This window comes from Micromonospora sp. NPDC048871 (genome assembly GCF_043198155.1).
GTDB lineage: Bacteria > Actinomycetota > Actinomycetes > Mycobacteriales > Micromonosporaceae > Micromonospora.
The window spans coordinates 94,811-115,328 of record NZ_JBICUM010000003.1 but is presented as its reverse complement, the minus strand read 5'-3'; the positions used below and the strand labels follow the sequence as shown (position 1 = coordinate 115,328).

21 protein-coding genes and 1 tRNA gene are annotated in these 20,518 nt (G+C 68.9%); 14 read left to right on the top strand and 8 right to left on the bottom strand.

The window, feature by feature from the left end:
* Nucleotides 1-476: 476 nt before the first annotated feature.
* From ACGFIK_RS09425 to ACGFIK_RS09415, 3 genes are all read left to right on the top strand, one after another.
* Nucleotides 477-1,187: an A24 family peptidase gene (locus ACGFIK_RS09425; RefSeq protein WP_357529686.1), complete on the top strand. Its 711-nt coding sequence runs from the start codon at nucleotides 477-479 to the stop codon at nucleotides 1,185-1,187.
* A 56-nt stretch (nucleotides 1,188-1,243) separates the two neighbouring features.
* Nucleotides 1,244-3,613 (top strand): glycoside hydrolase family 65 protein, encoded by a 2,370-nt coding sequence (locus tag ACGFIK_RS09420; RefSeq protein WP_393338677.1) that lies wholly within the window; start codon nucleotides 1,244-1,246, stop codon nucleotides 3,611-3,613.
* An 89-nt stretch (nucleotides 3,614-3,702) separates the two neighbouring features.
* Nucleotides 3,703-4,191 (top strand): GNAT family N-acetyltransferase, encoded by a 489-nt coding sequence (locus ACGFIK_RS09415; RefSeq protein WP_327023316.1) that lies wholly within the window; start codon nucleotides 3,703-3,705, stop codon nucleotides 4,189-4,191.
* Here the strand turns inward: ACGFIK_RS09415 and ACGFIK_RS09410 are convergent.
* From ACGFIK_RS09410 to ACGFIK_RS09400, 3 genes are all read right to left on the bottom strand, one after another.
* Nucleotides 4,174-4,641, bottom strand: a complete 468-nt coding sequence (locus ACGFIK_RS09410; protein ID WP_327023315.1) for a hypothetical protein — start codon at nucleotides 4,639-4,641, stop codon at nucleotides 4,174-4,176. The genes ACGFIK_RS09415 and ACGFIK_RS09410 overlap by 18 nt on opposite strands.
* Before the next feature lie 138 nt (nucleotides 4,642-4,779).
* Nucleotides 4,780-5,295, bottom strand: a complete 516-nt coding sequence (locus ACGFIK_RS09405) for a DUF3592 domain-containing protein (RefSeq protein ID WP_327023314.1) — start codon at nucleotides 5,293-5,295, stop codon at nucleotides 4,780-4,782.
* 35 nt (nucleotides 5,296-5,330) lie between these two features.
* Nucleotides 5,331-6,488, bottom strand: coding sequence for an FAD-dependent oxidoreductase (locus ACGFIK_RS09400; protein ID WP_327023313.1), 1,158 nt, complete (start codon nucleotides 6,486-6,488; stop codon nucleotides 5,331-5,333).
* An 82-nt stretch (nucleotides 6,489-6,570) separates the two neighbouring features.
* Here ACGFIK_RS09400 and ACGFIK_RS09395 point away from each other — a divergent pair, with 82 nt between their 5' ends.
* From ACGFIK_RS09395 to ACGFIK_RS09365, 7 genes are all read left to right on the top strand, one after another.
* Complete coding sequence (locus tag ACGFIK_RS09395) at nucleotides 6,571-7,167, top strand: TetR/AcrR family transcriptional regulator (protein ID WP_327023312.1); 597 nt, start codon at nucleotides 6,571-6,573, stop codon at nucleotides 7,165-7,167.
* Nucleotides 7,168-7,271: 104 nt separating this feature from the next.
* On the top strand, nucleotides 7,272-9,374 hold the full coding sequence (locus ACGFIK_RS09390) for a hypothetical protein (RefSeq protein WP_327023311.1): 2,103 nt from the start codon (nucleotides 7,272-7,274) through the stop codon (nucleotides 9,372-9,374).
* A 112-nt stretch (nucleotides 9,375-9,486) separates the two neighbouring features.
* A complete protein-coding gene (locus ACGFIK_RS09385) occupies nucleotides 9,487-10,665 on the top strand; it encodes a DUF6236 family protein (RefSeq protein ID WP_327023310.1) in 1,179 nt (392 codons plus the stop codon).
* Between the two features lie 553 nt (nucleotides 10,666-11,218).
* Nucleotides 11,219-11,503, top strand: a complete 285-nt coding sequence (locus ACGFIK_RS09380) for a type II toxin-antitoxin system Phd/YefM family antitoxin (RefSeq protein ID WP_018787151.1) — start codon at nucleotides 11,219-11,221, stop codon at nucleotides 11,501-11,503.
* Entirely contained in the window at nucleotides 11,500-11,754 is a 255-nt protein-coding gene (locus ACGFIK_RS09375) for a Txe/YoeB family addiction module toxin (protein WP_018829754.1), read from the top strand. Before ACGFIK_RS09380 ends, ACGFIK_RS09375 begins: the two co-directional genes overlap by 4 nt.
* A 588-nt stretch (nucleotides 11,755-12,342) precedes the next feature.
* Nucleotides 12,343-12,597, top strand: a complete 255-nt coding sequence (locus tag ACGFIK_RS09370; protein ID WP_327023308.1) for a type II toxin-antitoxin system prevent-host-death family antitoxin — start codon at nucleotides 12,343-12,345, stop codon at nucleotides 12,595-12,597.
* Nucleotides 12,594-12,968 (top strand): type II toxin-antitoxin system VapC family toxin, encoded by a 375-nt coding sequence (locus ACGFIK_RS09365; RefSeq protein ID WP_327023307.1) that lies wholly within the window; start codon nucleotides 12,594-12,596, stop codon nucleotides 12,966-12,968. Before ACGFIK_RS09370 ends, ACGFIK_RS09365 begins: the two co-directional genes overlap by 4 nt.
* 101 nt (nucleotides 12,969-13,069) lie before the next feature.
* Here the strand turns inward: ACGFIK_RS09365 and ACGFIK_RS09360 are convergent, their stop codons facing one another.
* The 3 genes from ACGFIK_RS09360 to ACGFIK_RS09350 are packed head-to-tail and all read right to left on the bottom strand — an operon-like array spanning nucleotide 13,070 to nucleotide 13,972.
* Nucleotides 13,070-13,345 (bottom strand): hypothetical protein, encoded by a 276-nt coding sequence (locus ACGFIK_RS09360; protein WP_327023306.1) that lies wholly within the window; start codon nucleotides 13,343-13,345, stop codon nucleotides 13,070-13,072.
* The gene (locus tag ACGFIK_RS09355) at nucleotides 13,342-13,809 is read right to left on the bottom strand and encodes a hypothetical protein (RefSeq protein WP_393338670.1); all 468 of its coding nucleotides are present in this window, start codon (nucleotides 13,807-13,809) and stop codon (nucleotides 13,342-13,344) included. Before ACGFIK_RS09355 ends, ACGFIK_RS09360 begins: the two co-directional genes overlap by 4 nt.
* Complete coding sequence (locus tag ACGFIK_RS09350; RefSeq protein ID WP_327023305.1) at nucleotides 13,745-13,972, bottom strand: hypothetical protein; 228 nt, start codon at nucleotides 13,970-13,972, stop codon at nucleotides 13,745-13,747. Before ACGFIK_RS09350 ends, ACGFIK_RS09355 begins: the two co-directional genes overlap by 65 nt.
* A 261-nt stretch (nucleotides 13,973-14,233) precedes the next feature.
* On the opposite strand from ACGFIK_RS09350, the gene ACGFIK_RS09345 reads away from it, so the two are divergent.
* A complete protein-coding gene (locus tag ACGFIK_RS09345) occupies nucleotides 14,234-15,655 on the top strand; it encodes a helix-turn-helix domain-containing protein (protein ID WP_327023304.1) in 1,422 nt (473 codons plus the stop codon).
* On the opposite strand, the gene ACGFIK_RS09340 is transcribed toward ACGFIK_RS09345, so the two are convergent.
* On the bottom strand, nucleotides 15,656-16,222 hold the full coding sequence (locus ACGFIK_RS09340; protein WP_327023303.1) for an NUDIX hydrolase: 567 nt from the start codon (nucleotides 16,220-16,222) through the stop codon (nucleotides 15,656-15,658). It lies immediately after the preceding gene.
* Nucleotides 16,223-16,350: 128 nt separating this feature from the next.
* On the opposite strand from ACGFIK_RS09340, the gene ACGFIK_RS09335 reads away from it, so the two are divergent.
* The gene (locus tag ACGFIK_RS09335) at nucleotides 16,351-17,856 is read left to right on the top strand and encodes a restriction endonuclease (protein ID WP_327023302.1); all 1,506 of its coding nucleotides are present in this window, start codon (nucleotides 16,351-16,353) and stop codon (nucleotides 17,854-17,856) included.
* Between the two features lie 634 nt (nucleotides 17,857-18,490).
* Here the strand turns inward: ACGFIK_RS09335 and ACGFIK_RS09330 are convergent.
* A tRNA-Lys gene (locus tag ACGFIK_RS09330) sits at nucleotides 18,491-18,562 on the bottom strand.
* 148 nt (nucleotides 18,563-18,710) lie between these two features.
* On the opposite strand from ACGFIK_RS09330, the gene ACGFIK_RS09325 reads away from it, so the two are divergent.
* Nucleotides 18,711-19,196, top strand: coding sequence for an anthrone oxygenase family protein (locus ACGFIK_RS09325; protein WP_327023301.1), 486 nt, complete (start codon nucleotides 18,711-18,713; stop codon nucleotides 19,194-19,196).
* 156 nt (nucleotides 19,197-19,352) lie between these two features.
* Complete coding sequence (locus ACGFIK_RS09320; RefSeq protein WP_327023300.1) at nucleotides 19,353-20,435, top strand: NAD-dependent epimerase/dehydratase family protein; 1,083 nt, start codon at nucleotides 19,353-19,355, stop codon at nucleotides 20,433-20,435.
* Nucleotides 20,436-20,518: the final 83 nt, after the last annotated feature.

Genomic DNA, 20,518 nt, shown 5'->3' with positions numbered 1-20,518 from the left:
ACGCCGGCCGATGCAACAGAGGCAATTCATGTGACTACTCTGGGTCATGGACGGTGGTGGTGCTCGATGGTTACCGCAGGGTTGCCGAGGCCGGTCGGGGAGGTGTTGACGGGGCTGGGGCCCGGGCGGCGCCCGGCGGGAATCCAGTCCCGTGGACAGGAGGCCGAGGCCCGCCGGGGTGGGGTGGGAAGTGGCTTGTGGACCGATCCGTCCCCCGATCAGGCGCGCATAATCGACCGTCAATTGCGCACCGTGGGAATTCCACCAACGCCGGGAGGGTTGGTCGGCCCAGTCGCGGTCGACCTTGAGGGTTCCGTTTCGCAACCTCCGGTTGACCACGGCATCCGAGCGGTCAGACTACGTACCGTGTTCACTTCGGTGGGGTGGTCGGCGTGACCCGGCCCTCCGCCACCGAGCCGGCGCCCTCCGACAGCCCGGCCCGCCGACCTGCCACCTCCGCTGGCCGGTGGTCCCGGCTGGCGGCCGGACTGACCCTCATCCCGCTGCTGCGGTACGCCGTCGCCCGGCACGCCGTACCCCCGGGAACCGAACGCCGCAGCGGCTGCGCGGCCTGCGGCACCCCGATCCGCCTGGACCGGCCCTGGCCGGCACTGGGCCCGACCGCCCGCTGCGGCACCTGCCGCGCCCGCATCGGGGCCCCACCGGGCACGGTGGAACTGGTCACCCTGGTCGCCGTCGTCCTGCTGCTGCTGGCCGGTCCGCCCGCAGGGGAACTGATCGCCGCGGCCTGGTGGCTGGGCTTCGCGGTGCCGCTGATCTTCATCGACCTGGCGGTACACCGGCTGCCCGACCGGCTGACCCTGCCCGCCGCCGCCGGCACCTGGCTGCTGCTCGGCCTGACCGCGCTGATCGACACCGGGCCGACCCCATGGCTGAGGGCCAGCGCCTCGGCCCTCGGTCTGGCCGGCTTCTTCGCCCTGACCACCCTGCTGTTCGGGGCCCGGGGCTTCGGTATCGGGGACGCCAAACTGGCCCTGGGGGCGGGCGCCCTGCTCGGCTGGTACGGCTGGGCCATGCCGGTGCTGGGGTTGCTGCTAGCGGTGACCATGTCCGGCCTGGTGGCCCTCGGGCTGCTGGTCACCGGTCGGGCCCGCTGGTCGTCGCACCTGCCCTTCGGGCCGTACCTGGTGCTCGGCACCCTGGGGGCGCTGCTGCTGGTGTGGTGAGCGGGGCGACGGGGAATTGGGTCTGCCACCCTTTCGAACCCCCGTCAGGAGGCGTAGTGCAGCGCACCCCCGATCGCTCGTCGGAGCCGGACGAGTGCTGGCGGATCCGGCGTACCCACGAGGACCTGGATCGGCTCGGTGAGACCGAGTCGGTGTTCGCGTTGAGCAACGGCTGGCTGGGCTGGCGCGGCACCCTCGACGAGGGCCGCCCCTGCGACATGCCCGGCAGCTACCTCAACGGCTTCCACGAGCGGCGCAAGCTGAACTACCCCGAGGACGGCTACGCCTTCCCGCAACTGTCCGACACGGTGATCAGCGCACCGAACGCCAGCCTCATCCGGCTCTGGGTCGACGGCGACCCCCTGGACGTCCGGACCGGGACCCTGCACGACCACGAGCAGGTGCTCGACCTGCGCGCCGGGGTGCTGCACCGCCGTACCGAATGGACCTCCCCCGGCGGGCATCCGGTCCGGATACGCAGCACCCGACTGGTGTCCCTGCGACGTCGCCGGGTGGGGGCGGTCGAGTGGACGGTGGAAGCCCTGGACGAGCCGGTCGAGCTGAGGATCTGCGCCGACCTGGTGGCCAACGAGCCCATCCCGGACCGCGCCGACGACCCGCGCGCCGCCGCCGTCATCGACGATCCGCTGGCCGGTGAGCTGCACCAGGTCGACGGCACCGCCGGGGTGCTGGTGCACCGCACCGAGCACAGCGGCCAGCGGGTGGCCGTCGCGGTGGCACACCAGCCGACGACACCCGATCACTTCTCGGACAGCCTGGACGCCACCGAGGACCGGATCCGGCTGAGCCTCACCGGGACCCTGTCCCCCGGTGAGCGGGTCACCCTGACCACCTTCGCGGCGTACGAGTGGGAGCCGGTCGACGGCACCTCGCCCGGCGACCTGGCCGACCAGGTGATGACCGAGGCGCTGGCCGCCCGGACGGACGGCTTCGCCGCCCTGCGCGAGGAACAACGGGCCGCCCTGGACGCCGCCTGGCGTACCGCCGATGTGCTTCTCGTCGGTGACGACAAGCTGCAACAGGCGATCCGGTTCGCGATGTTCCACCTGATCCAGGCGGGCCGCCCAGACGGGGACCGGACCATCCCCGCCAAGGGGCTGACCGGCAACGGGTACGACGGCCATGTGCTCTGGGACACCGAAGGCTACGTCCTGCCGGTGCTCACCTATGTGGCGCCCGAGGTGGCCCGATCGGCGTTGCGCTGGCGGCACGCGCACCTGCCGCAGGCGGTGGAGCGGGCGGCGGAGCTGCGGCTGACCGGGGCCACCTTCCCGTGGCGCACCATCGGGGGACAGGAGTGCTCCGGGTACTGGCCCGCCGGCACGGCCGGGCTGCACGTCAACGCCGACATCGCGGACGCGGTGCTGCGTTACGTCACCGCCACCGGCGACGAGGAGTTCCTGGCCGGGCCCGGACTGGACCTGCTGGTGGCCACCGCCCGGCTGTGGGCCGGATACGGGCACTACACCGACGACGGCCGCTTCCACATCACCGGGGTCACCGGCCCGGACGAGTACTCGGCCCTGGTCGACGACAACCTGTTCACCAACCTGATGGCCCGGCGGAACCTGCGCGGCGCCGCCGAGGCGGTGCGACGCCACCCCGAGGCGGCGGGTCGGTTGGGGGTCGACCCGGCGGAGGTGACCGCCTGGCAGGCCGCGGCCGACGCCATGACCCTGCCGTACGACGCCAAACGGGGGGTGCATCAGCAGTCCGCCGGCTTCACCGAGCAGCCCGAGTGGGACTTCGCCGGCACCAGCGAAAAGGACTACCCCCTGCTGCTGCACTTCCCCTACCTGGAGCTGTACCGGCACCAGGTGGTCAAGCAGGCCGACCTGGTGTTGGCGATGCAACGCTTCCCGGGCGAGTTCAGCGCCGAGGAGAAGGCCGCCAACTTCGCCTACTACCAGCCCCGGACGGTCCGGGACTCCTCCCTGTCGGCCAGCCCACAGGGGGTCCTCGCCGCCGAACTGGGCCACCTGGACCTGGCGTACGACCTGTTCACCGAGTCGGTGTTGCAGGACCTGGAGGATCTCGGCGACAAGACCGGCGACGGCCTGCACCTGGCCTCCCTGGGCGGCGCCTGGCTGGCCCTGGTGCAGGGCTTCGGTGGGATGCGCGACGACCGGGAACTGCTCTCCTTCGACCCCCGGCTGCCGGACCGGATCGAGCGGCTGGCGTTCAGCCTGTGCTGGCACGGGCATCGGCTACTGGTCACCCTCACCGCCGATGAGGCCCGCTACGAACTGCCCGACGCTCCCACCGGAACCACCGTCGAGCTGTGGCACCACGGCGAGCGGCTACGGGTCAGCGCCGGAGAACCGGCGACGCGGCCGATGCCGTCGGTGCCCGACTTCGGGCCCGAACCGCATTCCCCGGACGGCCGCCGCCCCAAGGGGCGGTAAGGAAGGGCACCTTATTAACGCCTCCGGTAGAGCAAGGGCCCCCTGTTAACAACTCGGCTTGCGGGCGGCGGGCCGCGTAAGGTGCGCGGATGCCCGAACTGGAACGGCTCAGCGCCGAGCACGCAGAACCGCTGCTGGCCTTCGAACGCGACAACCGCGCGTGGTTCGCCGCCTCGGTGCCGGACCGGGGCGACGACTACTTCGCCACGTTCGCCGACCGGCACGCCGCCCTGCTGGCCGAGCAGGCCACCGGGCGCTGCCACTTCCACGTACTGGTCGACCAGGGGGAGGTGCTGGGCCGGTTCAACCTGGTCGACGTGGCCGCGGGCGAGGCCGAGTTGGGCTACCGGGTGGCGCAGCGCGCCGCCGGGCGCGGGGTGGCCACCGACGGCGTACGCCGGGTGGCCGCTCTAGCCCGTCAGGCGTACGGGCTGCGCCGGCTGACCGCCGTGACCACCCTGGACAATTCCGCCTCGCTGGCGGTGCTCCGGCGTACCGGGTTCACCCCGACCGGTGAGGTGTCGATCGACGGTCGTCCCGGGCTGCGGCACGTGCTGTCGCTACTCGCCGAGGGCTGAGCCGCCCGCCATCCGCTCCCGTACGGCGGTCAGCGCCTCGAAGGCGTACGCCCAGTTGTGGCACTTGAAGCTGCGCAGGCCCTCGATCGGGGTGCGGCAGTCGGCGCAGCGTACGCCCGCGATGGCATCGGGGAGGCCGGTGTTGACGTAGCGGCGCTCGCCGAGGATCACCGTGGCGATCATCATCGGGTCGTGCACGCCCTTGAGCGCCGAGGAGACGATGTCGTACCAGCTGATCCGGCGAGCGCACTTAGGGCAGTCCGGCTCGTCGCCGCTGACCCACAGCGGAGCGCCGATGGTGCGCGGCGGCATGTTCAGCAGCTTCTCGATCCGCCGTACGTCCGTCTCCGGGGTGGTCCAGCGGTGTCGGCCCGGCAGCGAGGCGGGTGAGTCGTAGACGGCCTGGAACAGTTCGGGGTCGACCTCGACGGTCTCGCGTTCGCTGGTCACGGCGTACCTCCCGGTTGGTCGACGCTCCCACCGTGGTCACCGGCGGGCAACGGGCACAACCGGATCAACGACACGGCACCCCTACCGGAGCTGGCCGGGGCCAGAGCCGCCGAAGATGACCACCCCTACCCGGCTTCGTCAGGCGAAGTGGCGTCCGGAACGCCAATCCTCGGCGTTCTGCCGCCACATCGACCGGGTCCACCAGAGCAGCACGCCGCCGACGACCCCGAACATCACCGTCACGGCGATGATGACCACGGGCTCCAGGTAGCCGTCATCGATCCGAACGTCGCGGACGTTGCGTCGTGGATCGGCGGGGTCGTACCGCACGGTGGCGATGTCACCGACCTTGGGTCCCGGAACCCACCTGTAGTCGGTGACCTCCGCGACGACCTGGCGGCCCTCGGCGGTGGTGAAGGCGACCAGCACGTACGAGTTCCTGCCCAGCGCATGCACCTCGCGTACGGTCGCCTCGGCCTGCACACCATGGGTGTCCAGCCGGTGGGTCCGGTGGATCGACCGCCCCTCAAGCGACACGATCACCACCACCATCGCGACCAGCAGCACGATCCCGGTCAGCGGGTGGCGCAGCCAGTAGCCGGGCAGCCATCGGCTGCGCAGCCTGCGCGGCTTCCGCCGCTCCCGCCAACCCACGCTGCCATCCTGCCTGCGGTCGGCAACCGGACGGGTCAGCGGTTCTGCCGTTCGACCGCGCGCCGCAGCACACCACGTACGCCGGGCAGGGTGATCGCGCGCATCGCTACCTCGTTCAGCCACACCTGGGCGCGGCTCGGTGGGGCGTACTGGTGCATGCCGCGACGGGCGAGTGCCTGCCGCTTGACGACTTCCGGTCGTAGCGACGCCTCCCATCCGGCGAGGGCGGCGGGAATGTCCTGGCCGGTCCGGCTCAGGGCGGCGCCGAGCCGGTCCGCACCGGCCAGGGCCAGGGCGGCGCCATGCCCGGCGAAAAGGGTGACGCACCAGGCGGCATCTCCGAGCAACACCACCCGGCCGTCGCTCCACCGTGGCATGACCACCTGGCTGACCTGGTCGAAGTAGGCGCTGGCGGGATCGTCGGCCACCTGTCGGAGCGCCTCGGGTACGCCCCCGCTGAGGTCGGCGAAGGCCGCCCCCAGGGCGTCGAGGGCACCCCGCGCCACCTCCCGCCCCGGATCCTGGCAGCGGTAGGTGAAGAACGCCGAGGATCGGCCGGGCCCCAGGTTGATGACCGCTGCCGTCCGGCCGGGCCCGATGAAGGTCGTCGCGGACGACCCGGGCACCTCCGCCACCGGCTCGGCGAGCGGGACCGCCGCCACCACGTACGGCAGGTCTACCCGGTGCTGCGCGCCGAACACGGACGCACGGGTGGCGGAGTGCACCCCGTCGGCGCCGACGAGCAGGTCGACCTCCTCGGTGCTGCCGTCGCTGAGCTCGACCCGTACCTGGTCGGCATCCTGGTCGATCCCGGTGGCGGTGGTGCCGAAGCGGAACTCGGTGTGCTCGCGGGCCGTGTCGTACAGCGCGGCCTCCAGGTCGCCCCGGAACACCGTCATGGCGCGCGGGCCCAGGGTGGCCTCGGCCAGGGCCGCCGGCACGGTGAACTTCGGCCGACCGTCCGCGCGGACCAGCACGGTGGAGAAGGAGCTCAGCGCGCGGTCGGAGAGTGCGGGAAGCAGGTCGAGCCGCTGCGCGGCGTCGTACCCCGACCCGAGCAGGTTCACCAGGTAGCCGCTGCTGCGCCGGCCCGGGGCCCGCTCCACCACGGTCGTCCGCCAGCCGTCGCGGCCCAGCCGTGTTGCCGCGGCCAGACCGGCGATGCCCGCCCCGACGATCACCGCTCGCCTCATCCGTCCCCCTTCCGAGACCCAGGAATGAGCGTACGCTCATTCCTGCCGTCGTGGGTGCCCGGAGCGGCCTAAGATCGCAGGTATGCCGCGCGGAGTCGCCACCCCCGAGCCTCGGCAGCACCTCTTCGCCGCCGTGGAGCGGGTCATCGTGGAGGAGGGACCCAGCCGACTCACCAGTCGGGCCGTGACCCGGGCGGCCGGGGTCGCCACCGGGCTGCTGTTCACCCACTTCACGAACTTCGACGACTTCCTCGTCGGCTACGCGGTCGACCGCAGCTTCCAACTAGCCGGTGCGGTGGCCGGGCTCCCGGCCCGCGCCGGGACCGCGACGGTCACCGAGAACCTCAGCGAGGTAGGCCAGGCCCTCCCGGCGACCACGCTGGTGGCGATGGCCCGGCTGCTGGCGTACCGACCCGGCATCACCGCCGAGGTCGAAGCGGTGCTGGGCCCGGGCAGCGCCGGTCTGCAACCGGTCGAACGGGCCATCGCCGGATACCTCGCCGCCGAACAGCGATTGGGCCGGGTGCCCGCTGGCGCCGAGCCGGAAGCACTCGCCCTGGTCGTGACCGCAGTGCTGCACCACCTGGCGCTGACCGACGGCACCGGTCCGCCGGCCGCCGACCGCCTCCACCGCGCCATCGCAGCGCTCACCGACTCATTCCCCACCGTCGCCCAGTGACCACAGTGGGCCGACAAGGGGGATCCGCCTTGTCCGGACCCGCTGGCGTCTGTCAATATCATCTGCCCCGGGTGATCATCGCCCGGACGGTACCTGGGGGACGGATGCGCATCGGCTCGCGCTCAGCTCGACGGATCGTGGCACTGCTGACGGTCACGGCACTCGGCGGCTCCGGCGGCGCCGTAGCGGTGGTCACCCCGGCCTCGGCAGCCGGGACCACCCTGCAATCCGAGCAGACCGTACGCCCACCGACGGTGACGTCGGACGAGTATCCGATGTATCCCAACCCGCCCAAACTCGACTACACCATCGGGGTGGCGGGCACCTTCCGCTTCCTGACGTATCGCACCGACACGGTGGCCTTCGCCTGGCGGCTCGGCGACGACGGCCCCTCCGGCACCGTCCCGGCCGTCGATCGCCTGGGGTACGCGTCGATCACCCCGACTCAGGCGGGCCTTCAGACGCTCTACGTCCGGGACGTGATCCCCGAGGGTCCGCAACCGAGCGAGACGGCCTACACCTTCAAGGTCGACGACGGCCCACGGCTGGTTGATCGCGGCGAGGACGGCGCGAAGGTGGTGGTCGGCGAGTCGCGGACGGTACGCCTGCGGCCGGGACGGCCGGATGTCGTCTCCTACACCTACAGCCTGCGCAACCGGGTGCACGCGACGTACAGCACCGGCACGGTGGACGCGCGCCCGGACGGGACCGCGGACCTCACCTGGACAGCCGTCCACCACCAGATCGACAACCTCCTGGTACACAGTGTCAGCGCCGACGGCACGATTTCCGCCAGCCGGTACGTCTCCTATTCCGTCGACGGCGCCGCGCCTACCGTGTCGCGCATCCCCGGCGTGGGCTGGGTGACACCGACCACCTTCATCGCCCGTACCCGGATGGCGAACCCCGTCGAGTACGTGGTCACCGTCAACTCCGACGAGAACAGCCGGCAGATCCTGACGCCGGCGGCCGACAGCAGCGCCACCTTCCAACTCATGCCCACCGTCAGGGGCACCCACTACATCAACGTCTTCGCCCGGGACGCCGCCGGGGTGCAGACGAACAGCGCCATCATCCTCTGGTCGGTCTCCAACCGTCCGGTGGTCACCTCGACCGACTTCCCCTCGAACGGCGTCGGCCGGGTATGGCCCGGCACCTTCACCTTCACCGCCGGAATGCCCGGCACGACGGAGTTCCGGTACCGGATCAACGGCGCCCCGTCGATCGCCGTCCCCGCCGGTCCGGACGGAACGGCGACCGTGTCCTGGACGCCGCCGACGGACGGCGCCCACGAGGTGCTCCTCTGGAGTGTGACGGCCACCGGCGCCACCTCCGACGTCACCGAACACCGCTTCCAGCTCAAACGCCGCATGGTCGGCATCGACCACGTGGAACCGGGTTCGGTGACCACCGGCGCGGTGCACCTGCTGGAGCTGACCGGATACGGCATGCACAGGCAGGACCTCATCGAGGTCATCCCCTCCGACGGCAAGCCGGTACCCGCGCAGGTCCACCACCTGACCGGCGGGGGCTCGATGGTGCAGGTGTACGCCGACCTGACCGGCGTGGCGACCGGGCCGGCGACGGTGCGGCTCACCCCACACGACGAACTCGGCCGCTCGGTGACGTGGGCCAGCAGATTCCAGATCGTCGCGCCCCCCGCCCCGAAGGCCACGAAGCTGCCGACGATCACCGGCACGGTGGCCGTCGGCCGGGTGGTGAAGGCCAGCACCGGGACCTGGACCCCCAGCGCCACCTCGTACAAGTACCAGTGGGCGGCGAACGGCACCGCGATCAAGGGTGCCACCAGCGCCTCCCTCACCATCCCGGCCGGGCTGCGCGGCAAGAAGCTGACGGTCACCGTGACCGCGATCCGGCCCGGTCACCCGAACGGCAAGGCCACCTCCAAGGTCACCGTCGCGGTCGCCACGGGCAAGGCCCCCAAGGCGACCAAGAAACCCAAGATCAGCGGTACGCCCAAGGTCGGCCGGAAGGTCAAGGCCCTGGTCGGCACCTGGTCACCGAAGGCGGACTCCTACAAGTACGAGTGGCGGCTCAACGGGAAGCTGATCAAGGGAGCGACCGGCAAGACGCTGAAGCTGACCTCGAAGATGCGCGGCAAGAAGCTCACCGTCACGGTGATCGCCCGCAAGGCCGGCCACGCCAACGGCAAGGCCACCAGCGCAAAGGTCACCGTACGCCGCTGACACGCCAACTGGTTCGCCGCGTCTACGCTGCTCGTACCACGGGCTGACCGCGCCGCAGTCGGCTTCCGCGCTACCAGCTCATCGGAACAATTCGGTTTCACGGGGAGGGCAAGTGGGTGCACGCATAGGGCTGTATTACCCGTTCATCCATTTCCGTGATGAAGCCTGGTTGAAGCTCACATCGCTCTACTGGGACCGAATGGGCCGCATTGTGCCCAGTCGATACAGCCTGCGCGATAGCGACACCGTCAGGGAGTTCAAGGACGCCGGCTACATCCGAGACTTCCATCCCGTCAGGGAGCAGGAAGAATCAGCGTGGGTCTTCCGGGAGTTGCTGGCCAGCCATGGTGATCAACTCCGCCGTCGGTACGGATTGCACCTCTCCGAAGGCTGGCCCGACGAGCCGACAACAGTCCAATCGCATGCCGCTCATTTCGGAAACCCCAAACTCGCCTACGTCTTCGGCCCGAAGATCAACCCGCAACTGCTGGACCAGCTGGAGCAGCTCTCACTCGCCGAACCGGGTGGGTCGCGGGATCCCCGATGGGTCGGCATGCACCCGAAGTTGGCCAGCCTGTACATGACTGCCCTCGCCCGAGCGGTCGCCAGCCGACGAGGGGCACAGCCAATCACCGATGACGCCCTCAGCCATGTCGGTCTCGGAGACTTCGGGATGGAACGCCTCGCCGAGGCACTGCTTGGCGACACGGCGGAGCCGCGTCCACGCTCCACGTACGAGGCGGAACAGTTCATGGCAGGGCTGAGCCTGCGCATGGTGGTCCCAGCCGATATGGAGGGTGTGTCGGCACATCAACTGATCAAATTCCGCGAGCGGTACGCGGCCGAGCGTGATGCCTTCCAGCAGCGGATCAAGGCTATGGTCGCCAGCATCGACGTGGACGGCATTTGCGACCCGGATGCCCTGCGCGATCACCTGCACGTGCAACACGAAAAGCTGATCCAGCCACACCTTGCCGACCTGGAACGACGACTCAAAGACGCGCGCATCGACACGACGCTGGCTCTCATCAACATAAAGACGGAGGTACCCGTCGGCCTCGCTGCGGTCGCCGCCGCCATCGCACTCAAGGAGCAGTCGCTGCTCATCGCGGGGGCAGCGGCGTTGAGCGTGTGGCAGGTATGGCAGGACCGCAGGCACGCCCGCAGAGGGGAACTCGGCGGGCTACCTGCACACGCCTACCTCTACCGCATCAAGTCGGAGCTTCAGCCCGCCGACCTTGCGAATCGAATCCAGGCGCTCGGTCGGCGCCTCCTGCCGAACAAGCCCTGACTCCTGACCGGTCCGTCGCGCCGCTCAGCGCCTTCCCAGCGACAAACTCCATGTCAGCGATTGCTCAACCACGCTCGCCAGCCACTGTCCACCACATACCGCCGGCCGTACTTTGTGCCAAGCTGGTGAGGACCTCTCGGTATGTTGATCATCTTTTGGCGGAGCCGTGGCTGGAGCCGATCGACCGCCCTGGAGGCCAGCCGCCGTCCCGCCTCGCTGGCTGCCGAGGAGGGACCGCCCACGCGGATTGGTCGGCGACATCCCTGCAGCAGACAGCGGCGGAAGCTCCCATCGACCAAGGCCGGAGTTGAGTCGTGCCCTGGTTGTGCCGAAAATAATTTCGCCCGGAGTCAACGCAGCTCATCGGCGTGGGTGGTGGGCCGGAGGTGCCACCATGCGAACCACACCGCCGCGATCGCCGGTGAGCCGTTGCCGCTACGCCCGCGCCGCTCCTGAGGCTGATCGACAGTTCCAGGGTCAGACGTTGAACCATCTGACAAGCAGCCTGGCAAGTTGTACAATTTATTGTACGTAACGTTTGGGAGGCAGCAGCATGCGCACCGTTCCCTACTCAGAAGTCCGGCAGAACCTGGCCAAGATGCTCGACCATGTCGTGGACGACGCCGAGGAAGTGGTGGTCACCCGCTCAGGCAGGGAGGCCGCGGTCATCATCTCGCTGCGTGAGTATGAGTCGTTGAAGGAGACGGCCTACCTGATGGCCAGCCCCGCCAACGCGCGCCGTCTGAATGAAGCCGTCGAAGAGCTGCGCAACGGGGGTGGGGAGATGCACGACCTGATCGACCCCGACGCCAGTTCAGGCGAGGCGTCGGCAGCGTGAAGGTCCAGTTCGCCGGCCGAGGCTGGGAAGACTATCTGACCTGGCAACGAGATCGCCAGATGCTCAGACGAGTGAACGCCTTGATCGAGGACATCCGACGCAACGGCCACCAAGGCATCGGCAAACCGGAGCAGCTCCGCGGAAACTGGGCGGGGTTCTGGTCGAGGCGAATCGACCAGGAACACCGCCTCGTATACCGGATCATGGACGACACAGTGCAGATCGCGCAGTGCCGCTACCACTACGAATAAGGACCGGACCACTCCTTCCGCCGAGGGGCACGGCCCTGCCGTAGTCTGCGTGCCGTCGTCATGCAACTGGCCGCAGGACAGCATCCCGGCCCGTCCAGCACCGCGCCGCCGTGGCCAGCCACAGTCCCGTCGAGAAGTCGAGCCAAGCGTCACGACGGGCCGCGATCAACTGGTTCGCATGAAAGATCAACAAGGTGGCCGCCGGGGACTCGAACCCTGAACCTGTGGATTTGCCGGCAGCCTGGCCTTCTGCGGTGTGGTTCGAGGTCATCCGGGCTGCTGGCGCGTTTCTCGGCCGGGTTCGGCGTACTCCGCGCGTAGCTCTTGCCGCCGGGTCGGACGCGGCCAGGGCAGGTCGCAGCCGCCGCAGCTCCAGATCGGCATGACGGGGCCGTGGGTGGTCATCGCACACCGCCCAGGAACCGGGCGACGCTCGCGCGGGCCTGCCGGCTGGTCGCCCAGTCCACCTGCCAGCACGGGTACGGGGCCAGCCGCGACCCCTGATGGGTTTGCCTGGTTTTCTGGTGGCGCTCGGTGACGGACCCGGTCGGGTTGGCTAAGCTGTTAGCTAAACGAGGGGATCGCATGATGTCGGCTGAAGCTGTGCACTACAACATGCACGATGCCAAGACTCACCTGTCGCGCATCATCGAACGGGTGGAACGGGGCGAAGAGATCATCATCGACCGGGCGGGAACTCCGGTGGCGAAGGTGGTGCCGCTTGTCCGACGGGCCAACCGCACGGCAATCGGCTCCCTCGCCGGGCAACTGGACCTCTCGGGCGACTGGGACTCGCCCCGGACCAACGCCGAGATCGCCGCCGACTTCGGCATCGGCGCATGACTCTGCTGCTCGATACCCACGTCGCACTCTGGGCCATCACCGGCGACGCGACCCTTGGTGCCGAACTCCTCGATCAGCTACGCCACGAGCCAGACATCTTTCTCTCCCCGGTCAGCCTCTGGGAGATCACTATCAAGCAGAGCGCCGGGAAGCTTGGAGGTCCCTCTGACCTCGCTGAGCGAGTAAGGGGCATGGGTTTTCGTGAACTTCCAGTGACCCATGCCCACGCCATCGCAGCCGGCCGCCTGCCACCCCACCACCGCGACCCCATCGATCGCATGCTCGTGGCACAGGCGATCAGCGAGGGCCTGACGCTCGCCACTCGCGACGCGTCGATACCGCTGTACGAGGTGGACGTCCTCAAGGTGTGACCGGACGGCCCTCTCAGCGCCGGCTGATTCCGTCCGCAGGCAACCCTGAACTCTGGGATTGCCTGGGGTGTGGTGCGAGGTCATCCGGGCTGCTGGCGCGCTTATCGGCCTGGTTGGGCTGGCACGGCTGCTGTGCTGCGCTGCTGTACTGCTGGCGGCTGTCTGGCCCAGCCGATGAACCGTCGGTGCAGCGCGCCGGCCGGTGCCCAGGGCATGTCCTCGGCGGCCTGGACGAGAGAGACGCCGAGGTAGAGAGCCAGCGACACCGGCGCGTCGGCGTACTCCGCGCGTAGCTCTCGCCGCCGGGTCGGGCACGGCCAGGGCAGGTCGCAGCCGCCGCAGGTCCAGATCGGTAGCACCGGGCCGTGGGTGGTCACCGCACACCGCCCAGGAACCGGGCGACGCTCGCGCGGGCCTGCCGGCTGGTCGCCCAGTCCACCTGCCAGCAGGGGTACGGGGCCAGCCGTGACCACCAGGCGCGGCAGCCGGCGCACATGCCGTCGAGCCCTCGGATGTGTACGGCGAGGATCGTGTGCTCTTGGTCGTCTTTCACTGCGCCTCCTCTCCTGGCCAGTGGCCACGGTTGATGGGGATGCGGTGCCGGGCGTGGCAGGGCAGGTCGGCACCGCAGCGGCAGATCCGCCGCCACTTCTGCCAGGACCAGACCGGCCGGTGTCGCCGCGCGAACGTCAACGCGGTGGCGGAGAGGTACTCGTCGTACGAGACGCGCTGGCCTCTGGGAGTTGGTCGGCCGGCTGAATCGGCCACGGTTCGGCTCACCGGAGTTCCCCCCGCCCAGGCTCGTGGTACCGATCGGTCGGCGTGTCCCACGTCGGCCCATGGTTGCCGTGGGAGCGCAGGTGTGCCGCCTGGTCGAGCAGCCGTCGCCGGGCCGCCGCCTGCTCGGCGTCTTGGTATCGCCGTCCGGTCCCCGGCGGTGGTGGTGACTCGGGCTGCCGCAGTAGCCACCGGATCAGCACGTACAGGTGCGGTCGGAGCGTCACGATGATCCCGCCTCCTCGCCCATTGCCGGAAAGGCGGACCAGACAGGAGCCTCTGAGTTGTGGCGATTGCCCGCCCACGCCAGCCCCAGTGCCTTGTCGGCATCGAAGAACATGTCCGAGACGATTCCGTCGGACTAGGCGTGGCGGCCATGTCGGCTGGTCATGTCACGGTGACATGGGCGGCCTCGACCTGCCCGGACAACATCTCTAGGCTCCAGATCGAGCACCATGAGTAGTCGTCCGACGACGCTTGGAGCCGTTGTGCCGCTCGATCATCTACGGATTCCCGAAGACCTCTGGTCGCACCAGGATCTACGCGCGGCTCTTGCTGCCCGCGACATCGGTTCCCTGTTCCGGCTGTTTACTCGGCACACCGGCGCGAGTCAGACCCGCATCGGGGCCGCCGTCGGTCTGGAGCAGGGCTACGTCAGTCGGATCATCGCCGGCCGGAAGGTGACCTCCATCGACGTGCTGGAGCGCATCGCCGACGGCTGCGCCATGCCTGACGAGGCACGGATGACGCTCGGCCTCGCGCCTCGCCAGCGGTCATATCGCGCGGACATGGCCGACCACCGGAACACCCGGCACAGTGATCTTCCGGCAAACCGCTCCTGGCACGAGGACGTCCGCGCTGCCGCGCAGTTATGGGAAGGCGACGTGAACCGTCGAGAACTGCTCCGCCAAACCGTATTCAGCTCCGCCGCGTACACCCTGCCCGCCCTGCGCTGGTTCACCGCAACCAGCACGCAGCCCGTCGCGCAGGACGGTCGCCGAACGGTCGGTCAGCCCGACATCGACACCATCCGCGAGATGACCGCCACCTACCGGCGACTCGACAACCAGCACGGCGGCGGCCACGCCCGCACCAACGTCACGCGCTACCTCCATCACGAGGTCACGCCCCTGGTGACCGAAGGCCGATACGATCCGGCAACCGGCCGCAAGCTGCTCACCGCCGTCGCCGAGCTGACGCAACTCGCCGGCTGGCAGGCGTACGACATGGCCGAACACGGCCTCGCCCAGCGCTACCTCACCCATGCCCTCGACCTGGCCCGAAACGCCGACGACGCCGGCCTGGGCGCCGAGATCCTCGCCGCGATGAGCCACCAAGCCACCTACCTCGGCCACACCGCCACCGCCGTCGACCTCGCCCGCGCCGCCCGGCAGACCGCCCAGCGCGCCGGAATCACCGTGCTGACCGCCGAAGCGCTGGTCATGGAAGCCCACGCCCACGCTGCCGCCCGCGACGAACACGCCTGCGCCACCGCACTACACCAGGCAGAACAAGCCCTCGACCGAGCCGACCGCAGCGGCGACCCGCAGTGGCTCGGCTACTTCGACGAGGCATACCTGTCCGCCAAGTTCGGCCACTGCTTCAACGCCCTCGGCCAACACCGTCAAGCCGAACGCTTCGCCGCCCGCTCTTTGCGGATGGACGAGCGCTACGTACGCGGCAAAGCCTTCAACCTCGCACTCCTGGCCACCACCCAAGCCCGCCACGGCGAACCCGACCGCGCCAGCGTCATCGGCGGCCAGGCTCTCACCCTGACCACGCAACTGAAGTCCGCCCGCGCCGTCCGCTACGTGCGTGACCTACAAACGGACCTCATGCCACACCGCCGCCGACCAGCCGTACGACACTTCATCACCCGTATCGACGCCGCCCTCGGCCAACGCCGCTGACTACAACTCGCCCTGGGCCTTGCGCGCCACCAGATCCAGCACCGCGATCACCGTACCGGCACCCACAATCTCGCCCTGGGAGACGAGATGCCTTGCCTCATCCAACGGAATCCAGGCGACCTGCTCGGCCTCGTTGACATCCACCGGAGCGCCGATGTGCTCAGCGTTCCTGGCAAGGAACAGCAGGTTCTCCGCGTCCGCGGTCGCCACCCACGGCTGAAACGCCAACAACGGCTCCACCACACCCGGACGCCACCCGGTCTCCTCCTCAACCTCCCGGACCGCACACGCCGCCACATCCTCACCCTCATCGACGTAGCCGCCCGGCAGCTCCCACACCCATCGATCGAACACGAACCGGTGCCGCCGCATCAGCAACAGCCGCCCCTGACCGTCAAGCACCGCGACCATCGCCGACCGAGGCGCCCGAATCACGTACTGCTCGAAGCGGGCCCCATCCGGCAACTCGACATCAGCGATGCTCAACCGCGCCCGCCGGCTACCATCCACCACCCGCTCACCATGGATCGTCCACCGCGTCGACCCGACGTCCTGTCCCTCCACCATCTGGCAAGTATCCGACCAACGGCACCGAACCGCTGCGGTACCTCAACTACATAGAGTTGCGCAAGCTTCTCACTGCGTTGTCGGTGGGTTACGGTCGTGTCTGTCTCTGGTGGAGCTTCGGAGGACGTATGGCGCGACGTAAGGGCCTGATTGCTCAGATGCTCGACGCCCGCAAGCAGGCCAAGAAGTTGCAGGCGCAAGCAGAGGCACGCTGGCACCGTGAGCTGATTGCCGAGCAAAAGCGTCAGGAAGCGGAGGCGCGCCGGGAGGCAAAGCAAGCGGAGGCTGCGGCGAAGAAAGCCGAGGCAGCGCGCTTAAGACATCAATTGCAGGAGAAACGTCTCGCCGACCAGGCGGCGGCGAAGGCAGCCCGGGAAGCTGTCCAGCGCGAACGCACCGAGGAGCGACGCCGAGCTGCTGATGCCCGTACAAAGGCGCAGGAGGAGTCCGCCGTGAAGCGCCTGGCGGAGCGGGAGGCGCACGCCCGCAAGATCGCAGAGGCCGAATTTCGAACCGATGCCATCAGTACGAAGGTTGCCGAGTACGGCCAGCTGCTGGCCCGGAGAAACAGGCGAGCCAGCGAGTATGCCCTAGAACTTGCGGCGGCCCTGTCGAACGGCGGACCACCCGCGTTTGTTGAGCGCCTGCAACACGTACTCGCCCAGTCCCGATACCCGGAGGGCCTGACAGGCAAGGCTGCCGCTCACTACGACCCTGCCTCCAGAGAACTGCTGATCGAGTACGAACTACCGCTCCGGGATGTCGTGCCAACCGTCGTTGCCTACCGTTACACAACGGGGAAGGGCATGGTTGCCGTCCCGCGCAAGGAACCCGAGACTAAGAAGCTCTACGGCGACCTCCTTGCGCGGCTAACATTGCGCACCATATCCGAAGCTTTCGAGGCAACGCCTTCGGAACTCGTAACCGGCATCGTCTTCAACGGCTACGCCACAACCAAGGACAAAGCGACTGGCCGCGCCATTCGGCCACTGCTGATGAGCGTAGGTGCGGAGCGGGACAAGTTCGCCATGGTGCAGCTCGATGAGCCAGAGCTGGATCCAGTGCTGTGTCTTCGCAGCCACCTGAACGCCATTGTTTCCCCACATCCGTACGACCTGGAAGGCGTCCGGCCAGTAGTGTCCTTCGACCTCTCGAAGTACAAGTTCGTTGACGAGATGGACGTCGTTGCTGGCCTGGATAGCCGGACGGATCTACTTACGCTCTCTCCCGGAGAGTTCGAGCACCTTATCCGTCGACTATTCGAGAGCATTGGAATGAAGTCCTGGGTGACGCAGGCGTCCAAAGACGAAGGCGTCGACGGTGTCGCTGTCAACGAAGATCCAATCGTGGGCGGGCTTTGCATCATCCAGGCTAAGCGGTACAGCAAAATCGTCGGCCTTGAAGCTGTACACGCACTTGCCGGAGTGATGGATCACAAGCGAGCCGCCAAAGGTGTGTTAGTCACTACATCGTGGGTGGGCAAGGCGAGCCGCGACTTCGCCGCCGCAAATGGCCGCATCGAAATCATCGAGGGCCGCAACCTTAAGCACATGTTGAAAGAACACCTCGGCCTGGACGTCCTTATCGGCCTGGAGAGGATTCCGCCAGGCTGGGACAGGGCAGACCTGGCATAACTCCGATCTTCATCCGGACCGGACGCAAAACTTTCGCTTTGTACAACCGAAGGCACGGACGAGCGGCAGAGCTTGCCCACCGTCGTCGCTGTGCGCTTGGCCGCTGCTGCCAGGACCTGCCGTCGCCGACCAGCGTCACGCACCTGCGGACCCGTGCTCCGGACGCTGCTGTCCAGGCGATCAACGAGGGGCTGATCAGCCGAAACTTCGCATCCCTGGTCAAGCTGCCATCGGTTCGGAAGCGCAGGCGGAAGGCGTGGACGAGCGACGAGGCGCGGCGCTTCCTGGAGTCGGCTCGCGCCGAAGACGATCCGCTCTACGCCGCGTACGTCTTGGTCCTGGTGCCCGGGCTGCGCAAGGGCGAGATGTTGGGGCTCACTTGGGCGGACGTCGACCTAGAGGGGGAGTTGACTATCGATCGGCAGCTTCAGCGGGTCGGTGCCGAGTTGCTGCACCAGGAGACGAAAGACGGCTGCTTCGGACGCCACGTTGCCGCTGCCGGACACTTGCACCGTGGCGCTTGGCCGCCCCCCGTGACGCGCTCAACGCGCTGGACCGGTGAACTACCTACTGCTGTACCGGCCCTGATCGCGGCGTTCAGAAGCTCGGTCAGGGCCGCTGACATGCGGGAGAGTGGGCCGCCAGGGACTCGAACCCTGAACCTATGGATTAAAAGTCCACAGCTCTGCCATTGAGCTAGCGGCCCGCGGCCCACAGGCTACCTGACCCCCGTGGCCCGGCGCGCGATGCTCAGACCCCCCGGATCCGGCCGGACGACAGTGCCGCGCCATCAGCGACTCGCACCCGGCTGGCAGGATCGGGCGGTCGTCACTCGGGATGCGGGGAGGTTGATCATGTCGCAGTCGATCCGCATCGTCGTGCTGGCTGGGGCGACGTTCAGCACCGGGCTGGTGGCCGGGTTGTTCTTCGCGTTCGCCTGCTCGGTTATGCCGGGTCTTGGGGCGACCGATGACCGGACCCTGGTCGGTGCCATGCAGTCGATCAACCGGAAGATTCTCAACGGCTGGTTCCTGTCGGTGTTTCTCGGCGGGCCGCTGCTGGTCGTGGCGGCGGTGCTCGGTCACTTCGGTGCGGGCGGTACGGTGCTCGGTTGGCTGGTTGCCGCACTGGTCTGCCATCTGGTCACCTTCGCTGTGACAATGCGGTCGAACGTGCCGCTCAACGATCGATTGGACGCCGCCGGGTCGGTCGACGCGAGCGCGGATCTGGCGGCGATCCGGCGGCGGTTCGAGGGGCCCTGGGTGCGGTGGAACCTGGTCCGTGCGGTCAGTTCGGTCGCCGCCTTCGCCTGCTTGCTCGGAGCACTGCTCGCTCGGTAGGGCCGAGCTGAGGTCTGGGCGGACCTGTGCTCAGTGCAGGGCGGGGTCCGAGGCAAGATCGTCGTCGACCTCACCTGAGCAAACCCGGATCGGTGTGGTTCCTGACGCCGTGATCCGCGCAGGCGTGGGCGGCGACTTATCGGGTACGGGCCGAGCATGCGCATCGTGGTGGTGGGGGCGAGCGGGAACATGGGTACGGCGCTGCTGCGCCGGTTGCGGCGCGAGCGCGACATCCAGGTGATCGGGGTGGCCCGGCGGCTGCCTCCGGCGGGGGCGGGGGAGCCGTACGACGGGGTTCGGTGGCACTCGTGTGACATCGGTCTGCCCGGTGCGGCGGAGGAGCTGACGGAGGTTTTCACCGGGGCGGAGGCCGTGGTGCATCTGGCCTGGCAGATTCAGCCCAGCCACGACCGGCGGGTGTTGCGTCGTACCAATGTGGAGGGTAGCCGGGCGGTGGTCGACGCGGTGTTGCGTGCCGGGGTGCCGGCCCTGGTGTACGCCTCCTCGGTCGGCACCTACGCGCCGGGGCCGAAGAACGCGCCGGTAAGCGAGCGGTGGCCGGCGACCGGGGTGCCGGCCTCGTCGTACAGCCGGGACAAGGCGGCCGTGGAGGAGATGCTCGACGGGATCGAGCGGACCCATCCGGGGTTGCGGGTGGTACGGCTGCGTCCCGGGCTGATTTTTCAGCGGGAGGCCGGTACGGAGATCAGCCGGTACTTTCTCGGGCCGCTGGTGCCGGTGCGGCTGCTGCGGTTCGGGCGGCTGCCGCTGGTGCCGGCCAACCGGCGGCTGCGGATGCAGGCGGTGCATGCCGACGACGTGGCTGACGCGTACGCCCGGGCGGTTCTGGGTGATGCGCGCGGCGCCTTCAATGTCGCCACGGACCCGGTGCTGACCCCGGAGCTGGTGGCTCGGCACTTCCACGGCTGGACGGTGCCGGTGGCCGCCCCGGTGCTGCGTACCGCCGCGGCGTTGACCTGGCGGGCCCGGCTGCAACCGGTCGACGCCGGGTGGGTGGAGTTGGCGCTGAACGTACCCCTGATGTCCAGCGAGCGGGCCGAGACCGAGTTGGGCTGGCGGCCCCGGGTCACCGCGATCGAGGCCCTCAAGGAGCTGTTCGCGGGCATGGCCGAGCGGGCCCACACCGACGGCCCGCCGCTGTCCGCCGCCCCCACCCTGCCGGGGCGTCCGGCCGCCCTCACCCGGGCCCGGGTCGCCGGTCACGGCAACCCCTACTGATCTCAGGTCAGGTGTCGGCGTCGCCGCAGGCGGACCCCGAACACCCCGGCCACCCTCACGATCAGCAGGGCGGTGACCCGATG